Genomic DNA, 22,911 nt, shown 5'->3' on the forward strand with positions numbered 1-22,911 from the left:
TATAAGTTGTGAAGATACTAGATTACAATTACAATTAAATTAGGTACACTATTTAGAATCAATTATAAGGAGCATTGTAAAATGTGGAAAACTTATGGAAGGTTTATAATAAATAGCATATTTGTATTCCTAATTTGTTTCTTAATCTTAATACCAAAATCAGTTCAAGCTGCTTCTGGACAGGTTTCTAGGATCGGAGAATTTAATAGATATGCGACTGCTGCTAAAAGTGCAACTACAAATTGGACTAGCAGTAAAAATGTAGTATTGGTGTGTGGTGAAATATATGCAGATGCAGTAAGTGGTGTAACCCTTGCAAAAAAGTTAGATGCTCCTATCCTTTTAACTACTTCTAACTTACTTAATTCATATACTAAATCTGCATTAGACACCTTAAAACCCCAAAACATATATATTATAGGAGGAGTCTCCTGTGTATCACAAAATATAAGAGATGAACTTAAAAGTTATGGTTACAATTTAATAGAATTAGGTGGAAAAAGTAGATACGAAACCAATGTATCTGTTGCTAATGAATTGGTCAAATTAGGTGTTAATGCCCTGGATGTAATGCTTGTCTCAGGAAAAGGATTTTCAGATGCCCTATCAGCTGCGCCTATAGCAGCAGCTAAAGGACAAATTCTTTTACTCGGAAATAATGATGACGACTCAATGGAACCAGTTTTAACCTTTATTAGAAATAACAATTCAAATGTTACAGTTATTGGTACACAAAACGTATTAAATGACAATATGTATAATAAAATAGGTGCTGTGAAAAGAGTAAATGGTGGAGCTAACAGATTTGAAACCAATTTAAATATGTTAAATGAATACCAGGATATATTAAAAAATGATAAGCTGTTTATAGCAAATGCAGGTGGAGAAGATTTTCCAGATCCTCTTATAGCCTCTTCTTTAGCTGGTAAATGGTCATCACCATTAGTGCTTGTAGATGGTGATAATTCCCAATCTACAGAGGAAGCATTAAACTACATAAAAAATAAAGCAACTAATTTAACAGACTTAAATGCCATAGGTGGAAAAAACGTTATTTCTGATAATATTATCTCAAAGATAAATAATGCAATTTCTAATGACATTGTTTCAATAACTACAAATGGACTAAATCAAATTAAAATTACATTCAATACTGAAATCAATAAAGAAACAGCTGAATTTGTTGGGAATTATCAAATTGACGGAATTGACCTTACCACCAATATATCTTCAGCTTCGCTGCAAGATGATAATAGAACTGTACTAGTTACCCTTGCAAACCCGTATTCACAATATAAAAACATAATTTTTACTGTAAAAAGCACTGTGCTAGATAAGGATTTAAATGTGATGATACCTAAAATTGAAAAAGAAATTACCTTTTTAGACATCACTGCACCTAAAATACAAGCACTAACACTGTATGGAAGTAATAAATTAGTGCTTAAATTTTTAGAGCCAATAAGGATAAGTACAAATAATTTATCTTCCATGAAAATCAATGGTCAAAGTATAGTAGGCCTTGGATTAAATACATCCTTAAGTACTTTTTATGAAAAATCAGGCGTATGGTCAATGGAAGTAGTACTTTATTTTGATACACCCCTTAAAGAAGGTGTCAATACTTTTAAAATTTCCCGGGGAATCTCAGGTGAACAGTTCGATGACGCTGCAGGATTTCCTATAGAAGAAACTTCTATAAATTTTAATATTAATTCATTAAAGGATAATCCTCAAATTGCAAAAGCTAATTATACTACAGATGGAATTATTTATGTAACTTACAATAGATCTATGGATACTAAAACCACACTTAATATAAATAATTATAAAATAAATGGAAATACAATAACGCCCTCCTCCATAGATTTTTGTCAGGGATCAAATGATAAAGTTGTTAAAATAAAAATTATAAATTCTTTACTTAATATTGGAAGTAATATTATAAGTGTCTCAAACAATATTAAAGACGCCTATGGCAATAATATATATGACAATTCCAGTACGAGTTTTGAAGTTGAAGATAATACTGTAAAACCACAAATTACACGATTTAAAATACTCGACAGTCAAACAATAAACATAAAATTCAACCAATATGTAATGAATATATATGCAACCAATAAATCAAATTATAAATTGCTTGATTCTGATGGAACAGACATAACCTATAAAATTGATGAAATAATGCCTGCTACTGGTGTTAACAATGACAATACAAATACCTATAATATAAAATTTATAAGAGATAATGCCTTAGCAGATGTAACATACACTTTAGTTATTAAAAATATCATTGATACTAACTTAAAGCCTAATGTGATGGATGATTATACTATAACTTTCAATGGAATAGATAACATAGATCCCAAAGTTACAGCTATAGTTGAAAAATTAGATAATCCTCAAGAAATAGTTATTTTTTTCAATGAACCCATGGATATAGATTCACTAAAAAATTCTTCAAATTATTATTTTTTAGATGGTACAGGTGATACTGAAACATTGCCTTATAATGCAGTGATTACTCCTGGTGAAGATAATACTTATGTTCTAATTAAATTTCCATCTAATTATATATTAAGCTATGGGACTTCAGAAAATAATGTACTCAAAGTAGGTGTAGAATATGTTAAAGATAAATCTCTAAATACTTTATCAGGAATAGCCTATGTTGATAACATAAGTAGAGATTATAGTACAGGGCCATCTCTTGTTTCAAATACTGTAAAATTTTTTTACAATGGTGATGACCTAAAGGTACAGTTTATTCTAACTTCTAATCTGGACAATTTAAACCTAAATGACTTTAAAGTTGCAGGGATGACTCCTGATGGTGGTACTGTATACGGAAGTAAAGTAATTCTTACTTTTTCTAGTGGAATTCAAGATAATGTAAAAATCAACACGGTGAAGTCAGCTGGAGTTAATGCATTATTTACAATTGAAAATTCAATTTCTAAAGATATAGCAGGACGTACACTGAAAGAAGGATTGGATAAGGTATACAGTATGATGCTTCCTCCAAGAACTAATTCCAGTTTGTGGTTTGCAAGCAGCACCACGGGAAATAGCTCTGTAACAATAGCATTTGATGAAGATATCGACGATAGTATTTATGGACTGTACTGTGATGATTTTATATTTACAAATGAGAGCACTGGCGGAAAACTGAATCCTACATCTGTATCCGTAAGTGGTAAAAATGTAACCTATAAATTTGAAGACGGCTCTATAAAGCCTGGAGATAAAATTGACATTCATGCTGCGTTGTCTTCTGCAGATATTAACATAAGAAGTAAAAAAGATGCCAGTGGAGAAAATTCTGTTTACATTCCGTCAAAATATGATTTGAGAATAAATACAGTGATTTCCAATTAAAATAATTATATTTTATTAACAAATTTGCAATTTAACCATAGTATATAATATAAATATTTTCACGGAGGTATTACATGAATATCAATTCTACTAGCGACAGCAGTAGCAAAGAAAGCGCTGAAAACTTCGATGTTTCTCAAAATATATGTCCATATTACTCAATGTCTTATTATGATGAACCAATAGATGATGAGTACGAGGACGAAGATCCTGATGAATATGACTTTGATCCTGAAGATGATGGATATAGGCACGGGAGACCTAGAAGAAGACGACGTAGAAGACCCAGACGTAGAAGAAGACGTAGAATGATGCATAGACCTTTCATGCCATTCGTATTCCCTGTAATCATGTATGGTGATTATGACGACTGGTATTAATATTAAAATATAATATTAGATAGGTACTAGCAATTTGCTAGTACCTATTATAATTATGTATTTTTTAGTAAATCTATATTTCATATAATTAAGACTTGTCTCTAACAAGTAAAAGAAATACTCATGCCAAGATTTTCGGCTTTTTCTAAAGCATTAGTATTAGCAATATCACCCTTATCTGCGACTCCCGGAACAGTAATTATTCCTAGATTGTTCCACTTCAGATAATCAATAATACCTTTGTAAGTTTCAATTGCTCCATTAAACATACCATCTTCGTTACCTTCTCCACAAATCATAAGTACACTTTCCTTTATTTTAAGTGGACGTTTGCAATTAGGTGATACATAAGCATATAGTCTATCTATTGGTGCTTTTATTTGTGATGACATACCAGACCAATATAAAGGTGTTACAAATACAATCACATCTGCACTTTCAAGTAGTGGTTCTAATTCACTAAAGTCATCCTGAAATGAACAGGCGCTGCCCTTACTCCAGCAGGTATTACAAGCCTTACAACCATTAATATTTTTCATTGCTGTTTCAAATTTTGTTACAATATGCCCTTTGGCCCTAGCACCTTTAATAAATGCATCTGCCATCATTTCACTGTTACCATTTTTTCTTGGGCTTCCTGTAAGTACTAAAATATTTTTAACCATTTTTATCACTCCTTGTAAACATTAACAACTGGTTTTATCTTCTTCTTTATCCAATTATATAGTCAGATTAAATGGTTGTAAAGCATTAAAATTACTGCAGGTTACCATATATAATGTCTCCAATATATTTATAACCCTTGTCACTAGGATGTGCTGTATTTGTTCCACTTCCGCCTGAATAATCGTTTCTAGCCATTCCAAACAAACCTTCCTTTTGTGCAGTAGTATAATCCTTATAATAAGCTTTATAAATGTCTATAACACCTGTATTATAAGCATCTGCTATTTCGTATAAAGACATAACATAAGCAGACCAATTTGTTGTCCATGTCTCAGCAGGCATTTGATTTGACACCAAGCATACATCACTGCCTCTTTCTTTCCAATAGCTTACTAAGTTTATCATGCTTTCCTTGTAAGCTTGAACAGAAATACCTCGTCCTGCTTCATTAATCCCAAAAGATAGTAATACTAAATCCGGCTTTGATAATACATTCCAAATTTTCTTTGTGGTATCTGTAGTAAAATAACTTGCCGTTTTACTAGAAATTGCTATCTTGTCTACCTCAATTCCTGTAGTACTTGATGAGGCAATTGCACCTTCTATAAAAATATTGGATATTGTATTTGGAGTTATTACTAATGTATGCCTTGTATTAGTTAAGCCTGAATAAGAAACTTTGTGTGAAAAGCTTTCTGTTTCTCCTAAACAATCTATAGAACCTACTTTTTTGCCATCTATAGTTACAACAGCTGTACCTCCATCCTTTCCTTTAGAATACAGCAAATCCAAACTTGTTCCAGTAAAAACCAAAGTTGCCGGTGAAATACTTTTATTAGAAATTCCAAAGCATCCACCAAAACCACCAACATTAGAAGTAAATTCTTTAGAGGCCCCAAAAACACTCCAACCTGTTCCTAGTTTCCATCTAGGTTTAGTACCAGAAGGAAGGGCACCTTCATAAATACTAATAAAGCCTTCTCCTGCATTTCCAAATTGATTTTGCAGTGATGACTTCATTACACCAACCCAAGATTTGTTTATCTCATCGCTGGAATATTCTCCTCTTGTATTGGACTCACCTATACAATATATTCTTACCTTTTGGGTACTTGTATTTTTCAATTTATTTTTATATTTTAACAAACCTGCATTTATATTATATCCATACTTTTCATAAGGTGATTCTTTATGAATTACTTTTTTAGGGGTTGGTTTAATTTTCTTTATTACATTAATTTTTGCCGAACTTACAAAAAGCATGACAAAATATGCAAATACAGCAGAAACAATGATTAATATCTTTTGACGCATATTAATACTCCTTTACCTATTTTTAATGTTTCTCTTTAATATATGTAGAAATCATACACCAAATACATTGTAAAATACGTAATTGTGAATATATTTATACTTTTGTAAAATAATAAATCTATGATATCACAAAAGTAGGTGAAATAATTATGATAGTCATATATCATGACGTGGGAGGTGCCCACTCTACTGCCGTAGCAGCCAATATACATATTGGGAACCTGCCAATGGATAGAATACCAAGTAAAAAAGAATTACTTGATTTACCGACCTTTGATAAAATGGAAAAAAAGGATCTTGGACGGCTAATTTATATTGGAAAAGATGAATTTAACGCAGACGTATACACTTTAGCTAGAAAATATGCTCCAGACATAGTAATACCTGCTATTATGGATATGTACTCTATTTTTAACAAAAATACTGATGAACTTATTATTGTAGACACCAAACCAACTGTCAATTTACTTATGAATATAGGAGGATATACTTCAAGAAAACTTCATTGGGTAAGTTTTGGAAGACCAATAGTAACAAAAGGTACACAACAAGCTTATATGAATATAGTCAACATGGTTACAGGTGTTAAAAATAATTTGAAAAATAGGTAATATGTCAAAAGAGGGATATTTCATATGTAAACTTTTCACACAAATAAAAGATCCCTCTACCCTTCTAGCAGCATTCTTTTAATTACATCATTGCCTTAATAACACCACAGGCTAGCATTTTACCAGATGCTCCAGCAGGCTGAGTTCTATAATCATCTGGACTTTCATGTATGATTACCGATTTTCCAATAATCTGAGCAACATTAAACTTATTTGTAAAAAAGGTCATTCTACAATAACCATTATTTGAAAAAAGAACTGGAAAATCTCCTGCATGATTGCCATGAGGCTGATTGGTTGGATTCCAATGTCCTCCTGCAGCTTTAAATGGTTCTTCAGGATTACCAACAGCACATGTACCGTTTTGGTGGATATGAAATCCATGAGGTCCAATTTGTGGATTTCCATTCATAGCAGGTCTATAAGGAGGTAATCCATTTACTTCTACAGAAACCTCAGTTCCTCCACGTACCTGAGTAAAAGTTACAGTACCTCTTATATTAGGAGCTAAAGGTCCTCCAGTTATATGAGCTACAGCTTTTGTGGCATGCATATTCATATCACCCCTATATCCACAATAATTGTGATTTATAAAGGGACATTCATATTCGTCAAAATGCATAATATCCTCCAAATTAAATACTTCAATTTATGTTATGTAAAACTTTAAAAATAGTTACAAAAAGATCAGCGTATTAAATAGCACGCTGATCTTTTAAAACTAAACTAATGAAGGTTGACGAACTTCCTTATATATAGATGACATTGTATTTATTGTACTTTCAGGTGCCGGCTCTAGTGGATAATATCCTTTTTTCACCATGTACTGCCAAACTTCATAAGCATGATTGCAGCTCATAGTAAACGCATCCTTTAAAAATTCTCTCACGCCAGGGTTACTAGCTTCCATAGCAGACCACGCATATTCCCTTCCTGCCCTTTTTAGAGTTAAAAGATATGCAGTTGCTATTTCTCTATCGTTCATCTGCTGAATATCCGTTCTTGGTGTAATTGATGGAAAATTATTAGTTGGTGACTTAGTATAATCTTGCAAAGTTTTAACCAAAGATGGTACATTTAACTTTTGTGTAGGACCTGTAGTTTTACTTAAATATTCAACCTTTATATTATAATCTTGAATATGTGCTGGGAAGTGTGCTTGAATCATAGATTTTAATTCCTGGTCCTGAACTGCATTTATAAACATAGCCATATTTGTTATAGAATTTACGCAACTTATAGTTAATTCATGTAGATCATGTATTTCATGAGCAGCCAATTGCATAATATTACCTCCTATTGAAATTTTACTTATTTTAAAATCATTACTACAGTAAATAATTTTCCACTAGAATATCTATTTTATACTATAGCATTTTTAGTTTTCTATACTAAGCTTTCAATCTATATATAAATTTGTATTTTCCTCTTCTGGGAAATAGTCATTAATATTCTATAGTATATATTACTGCCGCAAGGACAAAATATTAAAGTAGCATAATTCAATATGAATTAAACCTAAAATGTTTATATAATCCCATTAGACTAAAGGAGGATACTATTATGAATAAAAATGATAAAAATCTTCAAGAAGCAAAAAAATTGAATAAACAATCCAAACAGGGAAATATGTCAAGTGCTGCTAGCACTACCAGTTATAATAGCCCAGATCTTCAAGAAGCTAGACAATTAAACTCACAGGTTTCAGGCAAAAGTTCATCTTCTTTTTCAAATGTTTCAAATAACAGTGATTTAGATGAAGCAAAAAAATTGAATCAACAATCTAAACAGGGAAATATGTCAAGTGCTGCTAGCACTACCGGTTATAATAGCCCAGATCTTCAAGAAGCTAGACAATTAAACTCACAGGTTTCAGGCAAAAGTTCATCTTCTTTTTCAAATGTTTCAAATAACAGTGATTTAGATGAAGCTAAGAAATTAAATCAACAATCTAGGCAGAAAAAGAGTAAGTAACTAAAAAGTGAAGGAGAAATCTTAAGATTTCTCCTTCATTTTTTATTATGCTTTACCTAGTACATTTTAGAATAAACTCATTCATTCAAATCTACAATATCTACATTAAAATGTTTATTTGTATTTAAGTTTTTTACTTGTATTTTACCATCTTCATCTGTATTTATACTTTCAAGCCATACGGGATTATCTTTATATTTTACCTGTATAACTCCTTTAGATTCAATTATTTCTTTTACTCTTTTCTTATCCAAGCTTACCACCTCCTATATACATAGGTTCTTATATAGTAAACTTTTTATACCTTCTAGAACAAAAAGATGTTTCTCCTCAAATTACCAGCATAATATTTTAGGTTCTGCACATTCTATTAGCATAAGGATATTAATGTGTTAAAGTTATTAAATATCTAAGTTTCGTGTAAACTATAATATTCTTTCTCTAACATATTGGTATTACTTTATGCTGGAGATGACGAATCTCCAGCATTTAATTCTTTATTTTTAACCCCTATATTACACAATACAGCTTACTTTGTATAACTCAAATTTCCTAAACATCTTATGCCAGGGATAATGAAATCCCTGGTTTTCATTATCCCTTATTTTGTTCTACATCAATAATAATTTTGTTGCATGTCTTACACATATATGCCTTAATTTTCGGTCTTCCTATCCAACCGGATTCTCCTAATTCAACACCACCTTTGGCCCATATTCCAAGAAACAATTTTTTATCTTCAGGTAGCCATTTCATTTTATAGTTATCCCCATATATATGACCTTTAACCATTTCTCCATTACAATAAGGACATTCCATATAAAACTCCTCCAAACAAGCTATAATATCTTTAAATTAATTATGTAAAATCTATATCATTAGTAAAACACATTATTATAACTTCATTTTAACATTCTTAAAACATATTGCATATACTAACTTGTGTAATATATGCTAGGAGGAATAGATTTGATTTTTTACTATCCTTACTTTGGTTACAAAGTAAAGTGTAAAAGGGTTCCAGTAGCTTTTCCACCTCAACACCAAGCTGTACAGCCCGGATTAGAGACACTTATGAACCCCAAGCCTATATTTGATAATCCAGACTATGCTGGGAGTGATAAATTAAAAAATAAGGTCGCCCTAATTACTGGAGGAGATAGTGGTATTGGCAGAGCTGTATCTCTAGCTTTTGCCAAAGAAGGTGCAGACATTAGTATTGTGTACTTCAATGAACATGTGGATGCAGCTAAAACAAAGGCTTTAGTAGAATCTCAAGGAAGAAAGTGCCTCTTAATTTCTGGAGATTTAAGAGAAGAGTCCTTTTGTAAAAAAATAGTCAAAGATACACTTGATGCCTTTGGTCACCTAGATATACTAGTTAATAATGCAGGTGTTCAATTTCCTCAAAACAGTCTTGAAAATATCTCTACAGAACAATTGGAAGATACTTTTAGGACAAATATTTTTCCCTTATTCCACGTTACTAAAGCTGCCCTACCTCACTTAAAAAAAGAAAGCAGCATTATTAATACCGCTTCAATTACAGCTTACATGGGTAATAAGCTACTTATTGATTATTCTTCTACAAAAGGAGCCATTGTGAGCTTTACCCGTTCATTAGCTCTTTCTCTTGTATCAAAAGGGATAAGAGTCAATGGAATTGCTCCTGGACCTGTTTGGACACCTCTTATACCATCAAGTTATTCAGCAAAGTATGTGGAAACTTTTGGCTTAGATACTCCTATGAAAAGAGCTGGTCAACCTGTGGAATTGGCACCTGCTTATGTTTACTTAGCATCTGACGATTCTACTTTTGTTACTGGTCAAATTCTACATGTAAATGGTGGAGGCTTTATAGGATCATAACTTTTTATCTCCTTTATATATAATATGAGATCAGTACCATCTATAAAAGAGTGGTACTGATCTAAATAATTTACTTACAAACCCTATATGTGATTGGCAACTTCATATGCATTCCAAATAGCATACATAATATTAGAAACCTTACGTGCATCTCCTAAAAGATAAATTTCTGGGATTTCAAATTCTAATTCTTTATATAGTGAATTTTTTTCTTTATATCCAACAGAAAGTATTACCGAATCGCATTTTATTTTTTCTGTTCCCTTTTCCGTCTCTACTTCAAGATTTCCATCCTTATATGCTTTAACTTTTGAACTTGTTTTTACATCAATACCATTAAAAGGAATAAGTCTTTCAAGCATTTCACTATTTGCAGAACACAGCGGCCCATTTAATGCAAGTATTTTATTTAATGCTTCTACTATAGTTACTTTTTTACCTTTTTTAGCAAGATGAAGTGCAGTTTCACATCCAACTAGTCCACCACCAACTACAACTGTAGTGCCTCCACAATCTTTCTTTTTTGTAAGTACATCTGCTGCTGTAAATACTTTATCATCGTCTCCAAGTGAGAATACTTTTGGTGTAGACCCTGTAGCAATTATTACACTATCAAAATTGGCTTTTAAAACTTGTTCTTTAGTAATTTCACTATTTAAATTTACTTGTACATTTAATTCGTTTAATGTATGTGCATACCAATCAGCTAAGGCAATATCATCTTCTTTAAAATCTGGTGCTCCACCTGGAATAAGGTTACCACCTAGTCTAGAATTCTTTTCATAAATTACTGGTTCATGGCCTCTAAGTGCTAAAACTCTTGCAGCTTCACATCCTGCTACTCCACCACCAACTATTAAAACTTTTTTCTTCTTTAATATAGGAAGAAGTGCATTGTCCTTTTCCTTACATGCTTGTGGATTTACTGCACAATTTATCATTGAATAATGTTGAATTCGTCCCATACAACCTTCTTGACATGATATACAAGGCCTAATTGATTGACATCTATTTGCCCTCAACTTATTTACATAATCAGGATCTGCAAGTAATGGTCTTCCAAGACTTATCATATCACAAGTTCCATTTTCAATGGCTTCAAGTGCCATATCTGGATCATCCATTCTTCCTGCACATATAATAGGAACATCTACAGTTTCTTTCATTAATTTAGCATATGGTCTATATAGTCCCTTCTTTTGGTACATTGGCGGATGACTCCACCACCATGAATCATATGATCCAACATCAGTATCCAATGAATCATATCCATAAGATACAAGTAATTTAGCGGCTTCAATTCCCTCGTCTAAATCTCTTCCCTTTTCAACAAATTCTTCTCCTGGAAGTGCTCCATCTCTTAAATCTTTGATAAAGCTCTTTGGTGAATACCTAAGCACTACTGGAAAATCTTCTCCACATCTATTTTTAATTTCTTCAACTATTTCACGTGCAAAACGAAGTCTGTTTTCCAAACTTCCCCCATATTCGTCTGTTCTGTGATTAAATAATGAAATAGCAAATTGATCTATAAGATATCCTTCATGAACAGCGTGAATTTCAATTCCATCAAAACCAGCTCTCTTTGCATTGTAAGCTCCATCCCCAAATTTCTTCACTATGGATTTAATTTCATCTATTGTAAGCTCACGGCAAATTTTATCAAGCCATCTATGTTGAATTGGTGATGGTGCAACAGGTGGGAATTCACCAAGATTAGTAGGTATAGTTACTCTACCAAATCCAGCTGACATTTGTAAAAATACTTTTGCATTGTATGCATGTATTCTCTCTGTCATTTCCCTTGCAGTTCTTACAAATTGAACAGGATTATGTGTAGGGCAAGGACAATTTGGCATACCATGTTCTTCAACTTCATTATCTACAAAAGTAACTCCTGTAATAATTAAGCCAGTGCCACCTTTTGCTCTTTCAGTGTAGTAATCAATTCCCCTTTGGTTGAATCCTCCTTCACTGTCAGCTAGTCCTAGTGGCCCCATAGGTGCTAGTGCAAAACGATTTTTTATTTCACACTTTCCAATTTTAACTGGTTCAAATAATTTTTTATACTTATTCATAAAACCACTCCTAAATTTAAATAATATAAGTATTAAAATGTTGGTCCTGTTGTACTTATTAATAAATACGATTACATATTTATCTTTACCTATATTATATATATTACTATAAATCATGTCAATGTTTACATGTTTAATTTTTCATGTTTTACTTTACTTTATATTCATGCATGATAAAATGATTATATGGAAAGAACGAGGTGCTAATATATATGAGGACTTTAAAATACGCAATCTTAGGGCTTATTAATAGAAAACCGTCAACTGGATATGATATAACTAAAGAATTTAATGATGCATTAGTAGAATTCTGGTATGCTAAACATAGTCAAATATACCCTGAATTAAAGAAATTGACAGATGAAGGTCTTATTTCATATGAAACGGTAATACAAGGAGAAAAATTAGAAAAAAAGTTATACACAATAACTGAAAGTGGAAAAAAGGATTTACAAAAGTGGCTTGCTGAAGATGAACCTTTAGAACCAACGCCTAAAGATATTTTCAGACTTAAAGCTTATTTTTGTGATGAAATGGACACTGACACCTTATTAAAACAATTTAAAAGTCAATTAGATAAACATACTGAAAGATTAAATTATCTTAAAAATTCTATGGAAGAACTTTTAAAGGAAAAGGATATATCTAAAGTGCCTTCTTCTGGTTTTGGTGACTATATTGTCTTACGAGGAGCCATCATGAGAGAAAATGCTTATGTAGATTGGCTTTTTGACTGTATAAAAAAAATTACAGAAGGATTGTAGGGGTTCTAAACAAAAATCAACCTTCATTTTTTTAAAGAACAAAGTTCAAATATCAAATAGAGACAATTTTCTTCCCAACGTCAGAAAATATTAAAATTATAGATTTCCTGAGGTACGATGGAAATCATCTTTATCTGTTCTTTGTTATTTGAACTTTGTCATTTTAATTCATGTGTATACTATCTGATATTTGAAAACCCATCCTATATCCTTTTAAAGAAGATGTATTATTATTTAATTTGCTTACTATAAATAGGTAATATTTTTGTCCCAGTTTATAAGGTTTATAGGGAGTAACTTTTACAGATTTCTTATCATCTTGTAGAGATAATGCTGTTGGAATTACATTTCCAGAACTATCTACTACATATATATTTGAGCTATTTACGTTCTCATCATTAAGCTGATCTTTAAACTTTATCGTCCATTGTTTATCCCGTAAAATATTCAAACAGTCCTTTGAATTTAAATCCTCCCATCCTTTGTCTGTAAACATACTCTTATCTACAGGCATTTTTACATCTATTAGAGGAAATGCAGCTTCCCCATTGTACTTTTCTGGAGTTCCAAGTGCATATCTTACACTTACAGTACTATTTACTTTTAAATTTTTTATTTGATTTTTTCCTTCATCATTATTTTTTACATAAAAAAGCTCGGTATCACCATTTTCATATTTAACCTTTATAAATATATAGTCTTTATCAGTATATATATTTTCTAAATTACCAATTACCCAGGAAGCACCTATTATATTGCTTTCCCCTGCACCTAAATAATCATATACCTTACCTGAAGAATTTTTTACGCTTATACTAAAATCAGGTAATTTAACTTTTATTATAGTATAAGGATAAGTTACAACTTGAGGTACTATGGCACCTTTGTCCGGGTCTGTTTCCTTTACAATTATGTTTCCCCTTCCTTCTACATCTTCTACAGCATCTACTTTAATATCGTAGCCTCCTGTGGGCTTTTGTCCTCTCATTACAGCTACATATAGATAATTCGTGCTGCTATCCAAATAGTACAAAAATCCTTCACTGGATTTACAAGAATCTATGCCATTAGTTAAAGTTTTTGGCGCATTATCATAAGATATAGTCTGAAAATCAATTTTATTGCACATTATATTAGGTCCATTCTTAATAATAAGTTTATTCTTACTGATGTTAGATACTGAAGATTGCATCTTGACTGTCCCTTGAGCTTTTACTGAAGCCGGCATATATACAGCTCCTACAGTTAATGCAAAACACATAGGTATAAATAACTTTTTAAACATATATAATTTCCTCCTCCTTTAAATATCTTTTTCAATTATTAGACGTATGGACTCTGGCCTTCGCTCCATAATTTATTTAATTGAATTTGCTATGTCAATTAGGGAATTTTCTTGTATGTTTCCATATAAAGAATATTCCACATTATTCATTATCCATGATACACTTGTTGCTTGTTCATCTTTAAAGTAATTTATATAAGCCTTACCAGCACCAATATATAAAGTTTTATCACCTTTTAATCCCGATAAACTCTTGCTTTCCTGTATTATAAAATATTTAGAATTTAAACTATACTTTATGCTTATACTTTTAACGCCTTCACAGGGAATAGATATATTTGAAAGTTCAAATCCTTCAGGAACATATGATGGCAGCAACACCTTACTTTCAAAATATTTTTCAGCATCTTTCATGCTTAAGGATTCTCCTAGAGAAGCTACTCCACTAGGTCTTACTGCACCTAAATCTCCCCCATGATTTTTATCATCTTCTTTTTCATTTTCCTGATTAGTACTAGGAGTTTCAACATTGTAATTATTTGTATTTTGTGACAAAATATTTTTATTTTGAATTGTTGTATCCTTATTTGAGCTTACATTCTTAGTTGAATTTTTTGCATTTGATTTATCCTGTACTATTGAATTTCCTATTTTATTAGCTTTTGATATTTCCTTTGACGTTTCATTATCTATAGTTCCTTTATGATCATTATTTATTGATTTGTCTACATATTTTTGATCTGGTTTTACATAACTGCGTGCAATATCAGCTTTATGAGAAAAGTTGTATAACTTAAATGTAAAAATTAAAATGGCAAAAACAGCTGATGCAATTAAAACCGGTTTTAATTGCAATGACCTTCTATTACTGCATCTTTCTAGGGTCTTTCTTTTCAATTCATCTGTAACACAAATATCTTTTAGAATTTCATTTGATTCATTCCTAAAATTTTTCATATTATCTCTCATATTCAATCTTCCCATCTATATTGGATTTCAATACTGTCCTTGCTCTAAAAAGCCGGCTGCGCACAGTACCTTCTGGTATTTTCAGTACCTTACTTATGTCCCTTGTAGATAGCTCTTCATAATAGTAAAGAATTATAATTTCCTTATATTTGCGCGGCATATCCATAACCTGTTTTAATAATTCTTCATGTTGAATTTTATTTATAACTTTATCATCTACATTTTCACAAATATCTACAAAAGAATTATCATACACATCCTTTGACAGAATAACTTTCTTGAACCATGAAATTCTTAGTACATCCCTGCAAGTATTTATTGTAATAGTCATAATCCAGTTTTTTTCGCTGCTGCTTTTTTTGAGCTTACTAAAATTTTTATACACTTTTATAAAAACCTCTTGAAAAACATCTTCAGCCAAATACTTGTCCTTTAAATACAGATAGGCCATTCTAAGTACGTCATTTCCATAGCTGTTCATTAACTCTTCTATTTTCTCATCCATATATCAATAACATCTCTTCCAAGACATTTCCTCCTGCTACACAATTTTTAAAAATTAAAATTAAGTATACTTAATTTTACCATCAAAATCCCTTTCATATTATATGACGTATAAAGTTTTAATTTGGCTTCATAAATTTGAGAATTAAAGAATGAGCATATATCAGTAATATTCTACTGTATTAATGGTCATTTTTATTGTTTCAAAATTTAGAATATGCTATTATATACTTATATTACCATAATATAGCAAATAAGGGGACTTAGAATATGTACAAAAAAGGTATAAAAAAGCTTGGTATTGTAATGTTTCTATCTTTCATTTTAAATATAGCATTTGCCTACAATTCTGTTAAAGCATATTATGAACCGCCAATATCAAGAATAAGCGGCAATAATAGATATGGAACAGCTGCTAGAGTTGCTACAATAAATTGGACAACTTCAGAAAATGTTGTATTAGTATCAGGTGAAGGATATGCCGATGCAGTAAGTGCTTCATCATTAGCTAAGAAATTAGATGCACCTATACTTTTAACTTCATCAAATGCACTCAGCCCAGAAGCTGAATATGCACTAAACCTATTAAGAATAAAAAATATATATGTTATTGGAGGAAATGCTTCTATTTCGCAGAACATAAGAGATACTCTTAAATCCAAATATACCTTGACAGAGTTAGAAGGATCAAACAGGTATGAAACTAATATAGCAGTAGCCAAATATCTAGTTAAATTAGGAGTTAGTGCAAGCAACATTATAGTAGCTAGTGGAGAAGGATTTGCAGATGCTCTTTCTGTATCATCAGTAGCTGCAGCAAAAGGACAGATTTTGTTACTAGCAAACAATAACAAAAATTCAATTCAATCATCAATTAACTTTGCAAAAATCAACTGCTCTAAGGCTGTAATTGTTGGAACTAGAGATGTTATAAGTGACTCAATAAAGAACACTTTTGGGGCAAACGCTACTAGAGTAAATGGTGGAGCGAATAGATTTGATACTAACTTAGCTGTATTAAAAACATTCAAGAGTGACTTAAAAAATGATAATTTGTATGTAGCAAATGCAAGTGCAGCCATACCGGATAACCTTTACGCAGACGCATTAGTTGCTTCCGCATTAGCTGGAAAATATAGTGCACCATTAGTATTAGTTGACAAAGATGGTACAGATGCAACAAACAATGCTATGTACTATATTAAAGATACAGTTTCCCAAAATACTCATGTGCAAATAATTGGAGGACTTTCTGTTATTCCAGATTCTATATTTGATAATATATATTTTCCATTAAGCATATAGGTTTCAAAAGGGGTTGTTGCAATAACAATTACCGGCTGTTTAAAAACATGTATACGTATTAAAATAGCTGACATACTAATTGATTAGTATGTCAGCTATTTTATAATTTACTCCTATTCTTCTCATTATCTCTAATTTCTGTAGAAATTATTTCATGTTTAAGTACGTCAATGAGCCCAATGTCCGTAAGTCCAAGCTCCGGCACAGTAGGCAAGGAAATAAACGACAATGTCATAAAAGGTGCAGCTAAAGTGCAGCCTATCTCATGTGTAAGATTATTTAAACTAGTAATTTCCTCTATAACAGAATCTGCATCATGGTCACTCATAAGCCCACCAATAGGTAAAAGCATCTTTCCAATGACTTTGCCCTGCTTTACTAATACAAAACCTCCCTGTATATCCTTAATTTCATTAACTGCTATAGACATATTATAATCATCAGTTCCAACACAAACTATATTGTGGTGATCATGGGATACAGAAGAAGCCAGTGCGCCATCTTTAATATTAAATCCCTTTACAAATCCAATTCCAACTCCACCTGTTTTTCCGTATCTTTCAACTACTGCAAGTTTTAAAATGTCCTCTTCTACATCATTTTGAATTAGTCCTCCCTTTACCGGAAGTTTTACTTTTATCCACTTGTTTATTATCTGATCTTTAATAAGTTCTATGACATTTACAAAGGTTGTATCATTACATTTGGAGTTTATCTTAAAAGATTCTGGTGTTATTGGAGTTTTAAATTTTACAGTATTTTTTATCCAGCTGGGATATTCTGAACTTACTTTATTTGAAATTAAATTTTCCTGCTCAGCTACAAGCTTGCCTTCAAAAAACACCATAGATGGCTGTATATTTTCTAAACTTTTTACTATAAGAATGTCCGCCTTTCTTCCTGGAGTAATGCTTCCTATTTCATCTTCTACTCTAAAATGCTTTGCTGCATTTATAGTTGCCATCTGAATTGCATTTATAGGAGAAACCCCAAGAGAAATGGCCTTGTTCACATTATAATTTATGTGTCCTTCATTTTTTATATCACTGGCATGTTTATCATCTGTACAAAACATAAGATGTTCAAAAGAAAGTTTCTTATCTACAACTCCCTTTATGAGCTTTTCTACATTTCTCTCAGAACTTCCTTCTCTTATAAATACATCCATACCAAGTCTTATTCTCTCAAGAAGCTCTTCAAAAGATACACATTCATGATCATCACTCATACCAGAAGCAGCATAAACATTAAGATCTCTTCCTGTTATTCCAATAGCATGCCCATTAATTATTTTTCTTCTACTAAGCGAAGCCTCAATTTTCTTTAAATATTCTTCTTTTTTAAACAGTATTTTTGAAGGGTCAAGTTCCCCTAAGCTCAATGTCTCGTCCCAACTAAGTGCCTCTATAACTTCTTCTAATTCCACTACCCCTCCTGTAGTTTCAAGGCCCGGAGCTGTAGGTACTCTTGATGGGATTTCAATATAAGTTCTATAAGGTAGTTTTTCTATAGAATCAAGCAGAGCTTTTATTCCATCTATTCCACATACATTTGCAATTTCCATAAGATCTGCACAAAGAGTTGTAGTACCTTTAGGTACTATTACATCTGAAAGTGCTTCAGGAGAAAGCAATGTAGTTTCAATATGCAAATGAGAATCAATAAATCCTGGAATAGCATATTTTCCACTGCAATCTATAGATTTTTCAGCTTCAAGCTTAACATCAGGATCAATGCACACAACCCTGCCATCTTTTATATAGATGTTTGTACCATATATTTCTTCAGAATAGACATTTACGAGATTAACATTTGAAAGTTTTAAATCACAGGATACTTCACCTAGTCCACATTCTATAAGTTTTTTTATTTCCAAATAGCTTTTCAATCACTTTTCCCCCAGTACCCCTCATGAGTTTTTAATATTTCATCTTTTAATTCATTAAAAGGCCCTATTACAGTAATGTCTTTCTGTCCTTTCTTAAACACTTCCCTACAAGAGAGGTCAAAAGTTGGATTTTGCTTGTCATTTCCCGTTTGATTTAGAAGTTCTTTTTCAGTAAGTCCATATACAACTGTCCTTACATTGCCCCAGTAAATGGCACCAGAACACATGACACATGGTTCAAAAGTAGTATATAGTGTACACTCTGCTAAAAATTCTTTAGAATATTTTTGAGATGCCCTCCTCATAAGGGAAGCCTCAGCATGTCCCGTACAATCTCCTGTGCTTATCTCTATATTTTCCTGTTCTAAAAGTATATTACCATCCTTATCTACAAGCAGTGCTCCAAATGGAGTATTTCCATGTTCTCTTGAATTTTTAGCAATTTCATTTGCCCTTCTTAAATAATATAGGTGATCCTTTTTACTCATTACACTTTTCCTCTACTTTCTTCATAAAATCTTTAAGCAAATTTATTGAAACTTTTTTTCTATAAGCAGCTGTGGATCTCTGATCATCTATTGGAGTTATTGAACTTTCATAAAGTTCTAATGCCTTATCTAAATTCAATTTTTTAATTTTCTCTTCACCTTTTTTTACTCTAACAACTGTAGGCCCTACAGATCCAAACGCAATGCACACATCATCAACTTTCCCCGCAGAGACACTGGCGAATGCAGCAAAGGAGAGCTTAGAAATAGCTGCTGCTTTACGTGTTCCTACCTTTTTATAGTAAAATAAATTATGCTCATTTGCTGGAATTTTAATACAGGTAAGAAGTTCATCCTTTTTTAAAGAAGTTTTCCCCGGTCCAACTATAAAATCCTCTATAGGCATAGTTCTCTTTTCGGTTTTACTTTCTATTATAAGTTGTGCCTCTAGGGCATAAAGTAGTGGAAGCATATCCGCTGCAGGAGATGCATTACATATGTTTCCCCCCAGTGTTCCAACATTTCTGATGGCAGGTGTGGCTATGCCATCTATTACAGTTCTAAAGCTATCTGGTATCAGTTCACTTTCACAAACTTCACTATAGGTACATGCTGCTCCAATATATATATAGTCCTCATCTCTTTCAATATTCTTCAGTTTTTTTACTTCATTTATAAAAACTACATTACTTTTAAAATCAGGCAGCAAGCCCGGTTCCATTCTCTTCTTTATCATAGCATCAGTACCACCAGCCACTACAATTGCATCTACTTTATTTAGTATATCTAACGCGTCCTTAATATTTACTGGTTTAAAGCTTTCCACAACTTCTCACCTCTTTCACTAGCTAATTTTATGGCATCAATTATCATATTATACCCTGTACATCTGCATATGTTTCCTGAAATTCCACGTCTTATATCCTCTTCTTTTGGTTTTGGATTTCCAATAAGAAGAACATAAGATGCCATTATCATAGCAGGTATACAAAAACCACATTGAACTGCACCTGCTTCCTTAAAACACTGATCAAGTACTTCAAATTCTTTTGTATTTCTCAACCCTTCAATAGTTAAGACCTTGCTTCCCATTACATTTGCCAGTGGAAAGCAGCAGGAATTAACCAATTTTCCATCTATTATAACAGCACAGGCCCCACATTCTCCCTGTCCACAGCCTTCTTTTACTCCAGTTAACTTAAAGTCTTCTCTTAAAACATCTAAAAGTCTCTTAACACCTGAAGCTTCAATTTCTACATCTTCATTATTTAAATTAAAGTTTACCTTCATTGTCCATTACCTCCATTATAGATTCCGGTGTTACAGGAATTTGATTTAGATGCCTTTTAAGTGCATTCTCTACTGCAATGGCATAAGCAGGAGCTGCTCCATCAATAGTCAGTTCTCCCACACTTTTTCCACCAAAAGGTCCGTTATAATAGGGGCTATTTACAAGTTCTCTATGTATTCTTGGGAAATCTACAGCTGTTGGTATAATATAATCTGTAAAAGTTGATTGTTCCAGTTTTCCCTGTTTAGGCTTTAGAACCTCCATAGAAGCATATCCTAGTCCCTGAGTTACACCCCCATCTATTTGCCCTTTAACAATATTATCATCAATGGCATTTCCTACATCATAAGCAGTCCATATACCTTTAACTAAAACTTCATAAGTTAGTGGATCTATTTCCACTTCTACTACATTTGCACCCCAGGCACTGGTATTATATGCGTCTCCTTCAAATTTATTTTCATCCCACAGAATTTCCTCAGGATGTTTGTAATTAGCTGCAATTTCAAATTCATCCTTCTCATCCCACTTATCTTTAATTTTCTGGCATGCTTCTTCAATAAGTTTTCCAACTATCAATATACTTCTTGAAGCTACAGTAGGCCCGGAATTAGGTACCCTATCCGTATCTGGTTTATTATATATAATTCTATCTATCGGTATTCCTATTGTCTCTGCCGCTATTTTTCTTAAAGTAGTACCTAAGCCCTGTCCCATTTCTACATTAGATACTAATATTTCCACAGTGTCATTCTTGTTTTTTCTCACTTTCAGCTTTGTCTTTATAATGTCTCTTTCTCCTTTTCCAGTAAATCCACCACCGTGGAAAAATACAGACATACCGATTCCTTTCAATTTATTTTCTGACATGTATTCTTTATATTTTCTATTATAATCAGACATTTCTTCTACTTTATCCGTAAGCTTATCAACTACTACATCTTCCCTATAAGTTCCTCCTGTAGAAGTCTTACTTCCCTTTTTTACGTAATTAATTTTTCTAAACTCAACTGGATTTATTTTAAGCTTATTTGCCATATACTCTACAAACATTTCCACTGCAAATGTAGATTGAGGTGCTCCAAATCCTCTAAATGCTCCACTAACTAATTTATTTGTCTTAAGTACAGATCCCTTCGTTTTTACATTTGCCACATCATATACTCCACATATTCCAAAAATTGCCCTTTGAAGCACTACATTTGAGAGTCCAGAGTAGGCACCACCGTCTAATCTAACATATGCATCCATTCCTATTATTCTATAATTTTCATCTATATAACCTTTTAGCTTAATTTTTGATGGATGTCTTTTAGTACTTGATTTTATATCTTCATTCCTCTCAAAGACAAGCTTCACTGTTTTTTTAATTTTATAGGATGCAACTGCAACTTGACATCCTAAAAGAGATGGAAACTCTTCTTTTCCCCCAAATCCTCCCCCTGTAGTTGCCTGTTTTACCTGAACCTTATCGTAGTCAAAATCAAGTGCCTGTACAATTGCATCTTTTATATAATAGGGACACTGCATAGATCCCTCTACTGTAATCTTTCCATCATGATAAGTTCCTACAATTCCCTGTGGCTCCATATATGCATGTTCCTGGTATCCCGTACTATATTCATTTTCAAAAACATATTTAGCATCTCTAACTGCAGCTTCTATGTCTCCCTTTGAATACTTGTACTCTACAAATGTATCATTTTTTTCTTCAGCATCATCCATAGTTAAAGTTGAAGGTAAATCCTCATACTCTACTTCTGTTCTTAAAATAATATCTACTACTTTTTTCTTTTCAGGTCCTACAACGAGAAGTATTCCCTCTCCAATATAATTTACCTCATCTTCAACAAAAATTGGCCAATCTCCAATTTTACCTGGTACATCGTTTTTATCCACAATAAAATATCCTTCAGGAATCTCCGGGAATTTTATAGATAATATTTTAGCTCTTGCTCTAGTAGATCGAAGCGTTTTTGCATATAAAACATCTTTATATACTATATCGGAGATATATTTAGCTTTTCCCGATATCTTTTCTTCTGCATCAAATCTAATTATAGAATCACTTATATTGTTTTCCATAATAAATATCCCCTTTCTAGAAATCTGCCCTAATTTACACTTTGTAGCACAAAGACCTC

General features: G+C 32.2%; 22 protein-coding genes. 7 read left to right on the forward strand and 15 right to left on the reverse strand.

What is annotated here, in order from left to right; all coding sequences use genetic code 11:
• Positions 1-81: 81 nt before the first annotated feature.
• Positions 82-3,381: a cell wall-binding repeat-containing protein gene (locus CLJU_RS14665; protein WP_013239611.1), complete on the forward strand. Its 3,300-nt coding sequence runs from the start codon at positions 82-84 to the stop codon at positions 3,379-3,381.
• Positions 3,382-3,455: 74 nt separating this feature from the next.
• The gene (locus CLJU_RS14670; protein WP_013239612.1) at positions 3,456-3,761 is read left to right on the forward strand and encodes a hypothetical protein; all 306 of its coding nucleotides are present in this window, start codon (positions 3,456-3,458) and stop codon (positions 3,759-3,761) included.
• Positions 3,762-3,862: 101 nt separating this feature from the next.
• On the opposite strand, the gene CLJU_RS14675 is transcribed toward CLJU_RS14670, so the two are convergent.
• Both CLJU_RS14675 and CLJU_RS14680 read right to left on the reverse strand, forming a co-directional pair.
• Positions 3,863-4,426, reverse strand: a complete 564-nt coding sequence (locus CLJU_RS14675) for a flavodoxin family protein (protein WP_013239613.1) — start codon at positions 4,424-4,426, stop codon at positions 3,863-3,865.
• A gap of 91 nt (positions 4,427-4,517) precedes the next feature.
• Complete coding sequence (locus CLJU_RS14680; protein ID WP_013239614.1) at positions 4,518-5,741, reverse strand: GDSL-type esterase/lipase family protein; 1,224 nt, start codon at positions 5,739-5,741, stop codon at positions 4,518-4,520.
• A gap of 149 nt (positions 5,742-5,890) precedes the next feature.
• Between CLJU_RS14680 and CLJU_RS14685 the strand changes: the two genes are divergently transcribed.
• Complete coding sequence (locus CLJU_RS14685; protein ID WP_013239615.1) at positions 5,891-6,352, forward strand: DUF3189 family protein; 462 nt, start codon at positions 5,891-5,893, stop codon at positions 6,350-6,352.
• 82 nt (positions 6,353-6,434) lie between these two features.
• On the opposite strand, the gene CLJU_RS14690 is transcribed toward CLJU_RS14685, so the two are convergent.
• Together CLJU_RS14690 and CLJU_RS14695 are read right to left on the reverse strand one after the other, a co-directional pair.
• Positions 6,435-6,974, reverse strand: coding sequence for a superoxide dismutase family protein (locus tag CLJU_RS14690; RefSeq protein WP_013239616.1), 540 nt, complete (start codon positions 6,972-6,974; stop codon positions 6,435-6,437).
• 99 nt (positions 6,975-7,073) lie between these two features.
• Positions 7,074-7,637, reverse strand: a complete 564-nt coding sequence (locus CLJU_RS14695) for a spore coat protein (RefSeq protein ID WP_013239617.1) — start codon at positions 7,635-7,637, stop codon at positions 7,074-7,076.
• A 278-nt stretch (positions 7,638-7,915) separates the two neighbouring features.
• On the opposite strand from CLJU_RS14695, the gene CLJU_RS21765 reads away from it, so the two are divergent.
• Positions 7,916-8,326, forward strand: a complete 411-nt coding sequence (locus CLJU_RS21765) for a hypothetical protein (RefSeq protein ID WP_013239618.1) — start codon at positions 7,916-7,918, stop codon at positions 8,324-8,326.
• A gap of 77 nt (positions 8,327-8,403) precedes the next feature.
• Here CLJU_RS21765 and CLJU_RS14705 read toward each other — a convergent pair whose 3' ends face one another.
• Together CLJU_RS14705 and CLJU_RS14710 are read right to left on the reverse strand one after the other, a co-directional pair.
• Complete coding sequence (locus CLJU_RS14705) at positions 8,404-8,580, reverse strand: H-type small acid-soluble spore protein (RefSeq protein ID WP_013239619.1); 177 nt, start codon at positions 8,578-8,580, stop codon at positions 8,404-8,406.
• 340 nt (positions 8,581-8,920) lie between these two features.
• Positions 8,921-9,145, reverse strand: coding sequence for a PF20097 family protein (locus tag CLJU_RS14710; RefSeq protein WP_013239620.1), 225 nt, complete (start codon positions 9,143-9,145; stop codon positions 8,921-8,923).
• Between the two features lie 150 nt (positions 9,146-9,295).
• Here CLJU_RS14710 and CLJU_RS14715 point away from each other — a divergent pair, with 150 nt between their 5' ends.
• Entirely contained in the window at positions 9,296-10,195 is a 900-nt protein-coding gene (locus CLJU_RS14715; RefSeq protein ID WP_013239621.1) for an SDR family oxidoreductase, read from the forward strand.
• Between the two features lie 83 nt (positions 10,196-10,278).
• Here CLJU_RS14715 and CLJU_RS14720 read toward each other — a convergent pair whose 3' ends face one another.
• Complete coding sequence (locus CLJU_RS14720; RefSeq protein WP_013239622.1) at positions 10,279-12,273, reverse strand: FAD-dependent oxidoreductase; 1,995 nt, start codon at positions 12,271-12,273, stop codon at positions 10,279-10,281.
• 212 nt (positions 12,274-12,485) lie between these two features.
• On the opposite strand from CLJU_RS14720, the gene CLJU_RS14725 reads away from it, so the two are divergent.
• A complete protein-coding gene (locus CLJU_RS14725; RefSeq protein ID WP_013239623.1) occupies positions 12,486-13,037 on the forward strand; it encodes a PadR family transcriptional regulator in 552 nt (183 codons plus the stop codon).
• Between the two features lie 163 nt (positions 13,038-13,200).
• On the opposite strand, the gene CLJU_RS14730 is transcribed toward CLJU_RS14725, so the two are convergent.
• From CLJU_RS14730 to CLJU_RS14740, 3 genes are all read right to left on the reverse strand, one after another.
• On the reverse strand, positions 13,201-14,322 hold the full coding sequence (locus tag CLJU_RS14730; RefSeq protein WP_013239624.1) for a protease complex subunit PrcB family protein: 1,122 nt from the start codon (positions 14,320-14,322) through the stop codon (positions 13,201-13,203).
• A 72-nt stretch (positions 14,323-14,394) separates the two neighbouring features.
• Positions 14,395-15,291, reverse strand: a complete 897-nt coding sequence (locus CLJU_RS14735; RefSeq protein WP_013239625.1) for a DUF4367 domain-containing protein — start codon at positions 15,289-15,291, stop codon at positions 14,395-14,397.
• Complete coding sequence (locus CLJU_RS14740; protein WP_013239626.1) at positions 15,281-15,796, reverse strand: sigma-70 family RNA polymerase sigma factor; 516 nt, start codon at positions 15,794-15,796, stop codon at positions 15,281-15,283. Before CLJU_RS14740 ends, CLJU_RS14735 begins: the two co-directional genes overlap by 11 nt.
• Positions 15,797-16,065: 269 nt before the next feature.
• Here CLJU_RS14740 and CLJU_RS14745 point away from each other — a divergent pair, with 269 nt between their 5' ends.
• Positions 16,066-17,100 (forward strand): cell wall-binding repeat-containing protein, encoded by a 1,035-nt coding sequence (locus CLJU_RS14745; RefSeq protein WP_013239627.1) that lies wholly within the window; start codon positions 16,066-16,068, stop codon positions 17,098-17,100.
• A gap of 100 nt (positions 17,101-17,200) precedes the next feature.
• Here the strand turns inward: CLJU_RS14745 and ade are convergent, their stop codons facing one another.
• From ade to CLJU_RS14770, 5 genes are read right to left on the reverse strand one after another with little or no spacing between them, the layout of a single operon-like run.
• On the reverse strand, positions 17,201-18,988 hold the full coding sequence (ade, locus tag CLJU_RS14750; RefSeq protein WP_013239628.1) for an adenine deaminase: 1,788 nt from the start codon (positions 18,986-18,988) through the stop codon (positions 17,201-17,203).
• Entirely contained in the window at positions 18,985-19,476 is a 492-nt protein-coding gene (locus CLJU_RS14755) for a nucleoside deaminase (protein WP_013239629.1), read from the reverse strand. Before CLJU_RS14755 ends, ade begins: the two co-directional genes overlap by 4 nt.
• The gene (locus CLJU_RS14760) at positions 19,469-20,302 is read right to left on the reverse strand and encodes an FAD binding domain-containing protein (protein ID WP_013239630.1); all 834 of its coding nucleotides are present in this window, start codon (positions 20,300-20,302) and stop codon (positions 19,469-19,471) included. The genes CLJU_RS14755 and CLJU_RS14760 overlap by 8 nt, the downstream gene beginning before the upstream one ends.
• Positions 20,281-20,766, reverse strand: a complete 486-nt coding sequence (locus CLJU_RS14765; RefSeq protein WP_013239631.1) for a (2Fe-2S)-binding protein — start codon at positions 20,764-20,766, stop codon at positions 20,281-20,283. The genes CLJU_RS14760 and CLJU_RS14765 overlap by 22 nt, the downstream gene beginning before the upstream one ends.
• On the reverse strand, positions 20,750-22,852 hold the full coding sequence (locus CLJU_RS14770; protein ID WP_013239632.1) for a xanthine dehydrogenase family protein molybdopterin-binding subunit: 2,103 nt from the start codon (positions 22,850-22,852) through the stop codon (positions 20,750-20,752). Before CLJU_RS14770 ends, CLJU_RS14765 begins: the two co-directional genes overlap by 17 nt.
• Positions 22,853-22,911 lie beyond the last annotated feature (59 nt).

This window comes from Clostridium ljungdahlii DSM 13528, assembly GCF_000143685.1.
GTDB lineage: Bacteria > Bacillota > Clostridia > Clostridiales > Clostridiaceae > Clostridium_B > Clostridium_B ljungdahlii.

Coding starts and splice junctions, on each gene's coding strand:
- CLJU_RS14765 (WP_013239631.1), bottom strand. CDS start 20,766: ATGAAGGTAAACTTTAATTTAAATAATGAAGATGTAGAAATTGAAGCT.
- CLJU_RS14680 (WP_013239614.1), bottom strand. CDS start 5,741: ATGCGTCAAAAGATATTAATCATTGTTTCTGCTGTATTTGCATATTTT.
- CLJU_RS14690 (WP_013239616.1), bottom strand. CDS start 6,974: ATGCATTTTGACGAATATGAATGTCCCTTTATAAATCACAATTATTGT.
- CLJU_RS14725 (WP_013239623.1), top strand. CDS start 12,486: ATGAGGACTTTAAAATACGCAATCTTAGGGCTTATTAATAGAAAACCG.
- CLJU_RS14755 (WP_013239629.1), bottom strand. CDS start 19,476: ATGAGTAAAAAGGATCACCTATATTATTTAAGAAGGGCAAATGAAATT.
- CLJU_RS14745 (WP_013239627.1), top strand. CDS start 16,066: ATGTACAAAAAAGGTATAAAAAAGCTTGGTATTGTAATGTTTCTATCT.
- CLJU_RS14710 (WP_013239620.1), bottom strand. CDS start 9,145: ATGGAATGTCCTTATTGTAATGGAGAAATGGTTAAAGGTCATATATAT.
- CLJU_RS14670 (WP_013239612.1), top strand. CDS start 3,456: ATGAATATCAATTCTACTAGCGACAGCAGTAGCAAAGAAAGCGCTGAA.
- CLJU_RS14685 (WP_013239615.1), top strand. CDS start 5,891: ATGATAGTCATATATCATGACGTGGGAGGTGCCCACTCTACTGCCGTA.
- CLJU_RS21765 (WP_013239618.1), top strand. CDS start 7,916: ATGAATAAAAATGATAAAAATCTTCAAGAAGCAAAAAAATTGAATAAA.
- CLJU_RS14675 (WP_013239613.1), bottom strand. CDS start 4,426: ATGGTTAAAAATATTTTAGTACTTACAGGAAGCCCAAGAAAAAATGGT.
- CLJU_RS14740 (WP_013239626.1), bottom strand. CDS start 15,796: ATGGATGAGAAAATAGAAGAGTTAATGAACAGCTATGGAAATGACGTA.
- CLJU_RS14730 (WP_013239624.1), bottom strand. CDS start 14,322: ATGTTTAAAAAGTTATTTATACCTATGTGTTTTGCATTAACTGTAGGA.
- CLJU_RS14770 (WP_013239632.1), bottom strand. CDS start 22,852: ATGGAAAACAATATAAGTGATTCTATAATTAGATTTGATGCAGAAGAA.
- CLJU_RS14720 (WP_013239622.1), bottom strand. CDS start 12,273: ATGAATAAGTATAAAAAATTATTTGAACCAGTTAAAATTGGAAAGTGT.
- CLJU_RS14665 (WP_013239611.1), top strand. CDS start 82: ATGTGGAAAACTTATGGAAGGTTTATAATAAATAGCATATTTGTATTC.
- CLJU_RS14735 (WP_013239625.1), bottom strand. CDS start 15,291: ATGAGAGATAATATGAAAAATTTTAGGAATGAATCAAATGAAATTCTA.
- CLJU_RS14695 (WP_013239617.1), bottom strand. CDS start 7,637: ATGCAATTGGCTGCTCATGAAATACATGATCTACATGAATTAACTATA.